This window comes from Kribbella sp. (assembly GCF_035655035.1).
GTDB lineage: Bacteria > Actinomycetota > Actinomycetes > Propionibacteriales > Kribbellaceae > Kribbella.
Map to the genome: position 1 here is coordinate 1 of NZ_DASRVN010000062.1, position 4,137 is coordinate 4,137.

The 4,137-nt window shown below is 70.4% G+C and carries 5 protein-coding genes; 4 read left to right on the forward strand and 1 reads right to left on the reverse strand.

Features of this window, described 5'->3' with window-relative positions; genetic code table 11:
- A partial coding sequence (locus VFF46_RS03885; RefSeq protein WP_325035613.1) for a YqeB family protein occupies nucleotides 1–659 on the reverse strand: 659 nt, incomplete at its 3' end.
- Between the two features lie 65 nt (nucleotides 660–724).
- Here VFF46_RS03885 and VFF46_RS03890 point away from each other — a divergent pair.
- The 4 genes from VFF46_RS03890 to VFF46_RS03905 are packed head-to-tail and all read left to right on the forward strand — an operon-like array spanning nucleotide 725 to nucleotide 4,001.
- Nucleotides 725–1,738 carry an ornithine cyclodeaminase family protein gene (locus VFF46_RS03890; protein ID WP_325035614.1) on the forward strand — a complete coding sequence of 338 codons (1,014 nt, stop codon included), beginning with the start codon at nucleotides 725–727 and terminating at the stop codon, nucleotides 1,736–1,738.
- Nucleotides 1,738–3,147 (forward strand): aromatic amino acid lyase, encoded by a 1,410-nt coding sequence (locus VFF46_RS03895; protein WP_325035615.1) that lies wholly within the window; start codon nucleotides 1,738–1,740, stop codon nucleotides 3,145–3,147. The genes VFF46_RS03890 and VFF46_RS03895 overlap by 1 nt, the downstream gene beginning before the upstream one ends.
- A 48-nt stretch (nucleotides 3,148–3,195) precedes the next feature.
- A complete protein-coding gene (locus VFF46_RS03900; RefSeq protein ID WP_325035616.1) occupies nucleotides 3,196–3,531 on the forward strand; it encodes a metalloregulator ArsR/SmtB family transcription factor in 336 nt (111 codons plus the stop codon).
- Nucleotides 3,528–4,001: an SRPBCC family protein gene (locus VFF46_RS03905; RefSeq protein WP_325035617.1), complete on the forward strand. Its 474-nt coding sequence runs from the start codon at nucleotides 3,528–3,530 to the stop codon at nucleotides 3,999–4,001. Before VFF46_RS03900 ends, VFF46_RS03905 begins: the two co-directional genes overlap by 4 nt.
- The last annotated feature ends 136 nt before the right edge of the window (nucleotides 4,002–4,137 follow it).

The window sequence follows — 4,137 nt, forward strand, 5'->3', positions numbered from 1 at the left end:
CCGAGGTTCGTGAGTTCGTCGCGGAGTTCGCGCAGGTCGGCCTTGCCCTTGTCGCCGTCGTCGAACGCCTTCGAGCGGACCTTGAGGATCGCGTTCACAGCCGGCGGCAGCTCCGGGTCGTCCTCGATCCACCGCCGGAAGTCCGCCTGACGCGGGTCCCCGGCCTCGGACCACGGGTACCCGTGGGCGCGGAACGCGGCCGCGATCTTCGGCGTCTCGGACTTGAACTGGTCGTGCTTCTCCCGAGCCAGCTCCCGCGAGCCAGCGTCCTGAAGCACGATCTCCTTGCCTTCCAGGAACGCGACCGACACCTTCTCCCGCGGCACCGTCACAGTCTTCTGGTGCTTCAGGAACTCCACCGACCGATTGCTGATCGTCACCCGCAACGTGTCGTCCAGCGCCATCGCGGCCAGTACGACGCCGGCCACCAGCCCGGCGAGCACGCAGATCGCCACCACCCACCAGCTGTCCCAGGCGGCGATCAGCCGCAGCGGCCCCTGGAACGGCACCCACTCGTGGCCACCGGCCCAGTGCGCGATCCGCGGCAGGAAGAAGCCGAGCACCAGCCCGACGAGTGGCAGCCCGCCGAACAGCAGCACCTTGTCACCGGCCGAGTGCCCGATCACCGTGCTCTCCGGCGTACCTGTCATCGACCCCATGCACCGAACGTAACGTCCGCGCGCGAGACTTAAGTATCGACCGACGCCAACCGAAGGAGCCCTGCGTGCCTGACGGAATCTGGCTGCGTTTCCTGAGCGGCCCGGACATCGACACGCTCGGCCTCACCCGGCTGGAGATCGTCGACGCCGTCGAGGAGGCGGTCCGTGAGCACGGCGAGGGCCGGACGGCGTTCGAGCCGCGGGTCCACCTGACGCCGGACAACGGCGGCGTCGGGCACTTCAACATCCTCCGCGGGCATCTCGACGGGCTCGGCGACCACGGGATCAGCGGGGTGAAGGTGGTCGGCGACTTCGTCCCGAACTACCGGAAGGGCCTGCCGAGCGAGCTCGCGATGGCGACCCTGTTCGATCCGACCACCGGCGTACCGCTCGCGGTCCTCGACGCGACCATGATCACCGCGGCCCGGACCGGCGCGATGACGACGGTCGGCGCCCGGCATCTGGCCCGCCGGGACAGCAAGATCCTCGCGCACGCCGGCGCCCGCGGTACGGCGTGGTGGAACGTGACCATGCTCGACGATCTCCTCGACCTCGACGAGATCCGGGTCACGTCGGCACGGCCCGAGTCCCGGGAGAAGTTCGCGGCGGACCTCGCCGCGGAGCTGTCCACGCCGATCCGGGTGTGCGCGACGGCGGAGGAGGCCTTCGACGGCGCCGACGTACTCGTCGAGGCCACCCGTCTCACCGAGCCGGAGCCGCTGCTGCGTACGGCGGCCGTCCGGCCCGGCGCGTTCGTCGTACCGTACGGGACGATCTCCGCGGTCGAGCTGGACCTGCTGGACGTGATCGACAAGGTGGTCGTCGACGACTGGCGCGAGGCCCAGTCGGGCCGGTTCGGATCACTCCGCCGGCATGTCGACACCGGCCGCCTGTCGCCGGACACCCTGTACGCCGAGATCGGCGAGATCGTCGCCGGCCGCAAACCCGGCCGCGAGACGTCCACCGAACGCACGCTCTTCTGGCACCGCGGGCTGTCCCTCCTGGATGTGGCCATCGCGCACCTCATCCTCCGCCGCGCCGAGGCCGCGGATGCCGGCACGATGCTGCGTTTCCACTGATGATCAACGAACCGAGCGACCTCGACCCCGCCGGCACCGACCCGATCGAGCTGGCACCCGCGCTGCTCGAGCGACTGGCCGCGATCCGCTCGGAAGCCCTGCGGACGTTGGGATCCGGCGATCCGGTGTACGGCGTGAACACCGGGATGGGCAACCTGAGCAAGGTCCGGCTGACCGAGGACGAGCAGCGCCGCCACCAGCACAACCTGCTCCGCGGCCGCGCGGTCGGCGGCCCGCCCTGGCTCGCACCCGACGAAGCCCGCGCCGTCCTGATCGGCCGGTTGCGCACGTTCCTCACCGGTGACGCGGCGGTCTCCGTCGAGCTGATCCACCAGTTGGTCGCCCTGATCAACAGCAACCACGTCCCCGCGATCCCCGCCGAAGGCGCCGGCTCGGCGGGCGAGATCATCCCGCTGGCGCACGCAGCCGGTCCCCTGGTCGGGATCGGCCACGTTTACCCGGCCGCACCTGGCGCTGACGGGCGGTCGACGCGCGGACTGTTGCCGCCGTACGAACTGGGACCGAAGGAAGGAATCGCCCTGCTGGCAGGGATTCCCGGGGCCACCGGGCGGGCCGCGCTGCAGGCCTCCAGAGCGCACCGGCTGGCCGACCACCTGTCGGCGGTCGGTGCCGGGGCGATCGCGGTCGTCGGGGCCAACCGGGATCCGTACCGAGCTGCGGTGGCCCGCGGGGACGACGTACTGGCGGACGAGCTGACCCGGCTGCGGGAGCTGGCCGGGCCGAAGGCCGATCCGCGCAGCCTGCAGGCGCCGGTGTCATTCCGGGTGGCCGGGCAGGTGACAGCGCACGTACGGCGAACCGTCCGGCAACTGGACGATGCCGTGGAGCGTGCGTTCACCGGCGTCACCGACTCGCCCGCCTACCTCGACGGCGAGTTCATCGGCACGGCCGGCTTCCACGGCCTCGACCTCACGGCGTACTGCGATCACCTGACCGCGGCCCTCGCCCACGCCGCCGAGGTCTCCACCGCCCGCCTGCACCGCCTCCTCGACCCGGCCGTGACCGGTCTCCCGCCGCAACTCGCCCGCGACCCGGGACCGCAAGCCGGCCTGGTAGCGGTCCACAAGCGCGCCGTCGCGACCACCCATCAGCTCGGCCGTCTGACGTTGCCCACGGCAATCAGTACCGTTGAGACGTCCAACGGTCAGGAGGACGTCCAGACGTTCTCCTGGGAGGCGGTCGGCAACCTCGCCGAAGCGATCCGGCTTACCCGCGAGACAGCCGCCTGCGAACTCCTCGCCGTACGTCAAGCCTTCGCGCTCTCGGCCAGAGCGATCCCACCAGGCCTCCAAGACCTGATGCAGGCGGTCGACGACGTAGTACCACCGATCGACGCCGACCGACCCTTCGGCGAGGACCTGACCGCGATCCTCACCGCAGTGCTCTAGCCCACCGCCTTCTTGACAGCAGGACCAGTGGTGGGCATTCTTAACTGCATGGTTTCAAAACCATTGGGTTATGAAGAGGGATTGACCGGCGTCTTCGCGGCGCTGGCGGACCCGACGCGGCGCGCGATCCTGACCCGGCTGAAGCGCGGCGATGCCACCGTCGCCGAGCTTGCGGCGCCGTTCAGCATGTCGCAGCCGGCCGTGTCGAAGCACCTGAAGGTGCTCGAGCAGGCCGGGCTGATCAGCCGCTCGCAACGAGCCACCGCACGGCTCAGTCACCTGGAGGCCGAGCCGCTCCGGACCGCGGTCGGCTGGCTGATGGACTACCGCGCCTACTGGGCGGAGAGCTTCGACCGGCTCGACGACCTGCTGGAGGACCTGTGAAGATCATCGCGGAGCCCGGCTCGCCGCAGGTCGTCGTCATCCGGGAGTTCAATGCGCCGCGGGAGCTGCTGTTCCGCGCGTACACCGAGCCCGACCTGCTCAAACGCTGGCTGGGCCCGGCCGGGCTCAAGCTCGTTGTGAACCAGCTCGACCCGCGGCACGGCGGCCGCTGGCGCTGGACGCACTACGACGCCGCGGGCAAGGGCTACGTGTTCCACGGGCTGTACCACGGTCAGCCGACCCCGGAGCGGATCGTGCAGACGTACGAGTTCGACCAGGCGCCCGGGACCGTCTACCTGAACCTGATCACCTTCGACGAGGCCGACGGGGTCACCACCCTCACCCAGCGGACCGTGTTCTTCGCGGTCGAGGACCGGGACCTGTACGTCGACGGCGGCATGGAGCGCGGCATCCGCGCCTCGATGCAGCAGCTCGCGGACCTCGTCACCGAACTGGAGGCCACCCCATGATGCTCGACGGAAAACAAGCAGTCGTGTACGGCGCGACCGGCCCGATCGGCGGCGCCGTCGCCCGGACGTTCGCCCAGGAAGGCGCCACCGTCCACCTGGCCGGACGTACCGCGGCGACCCTCGAACGCCTGGCCGG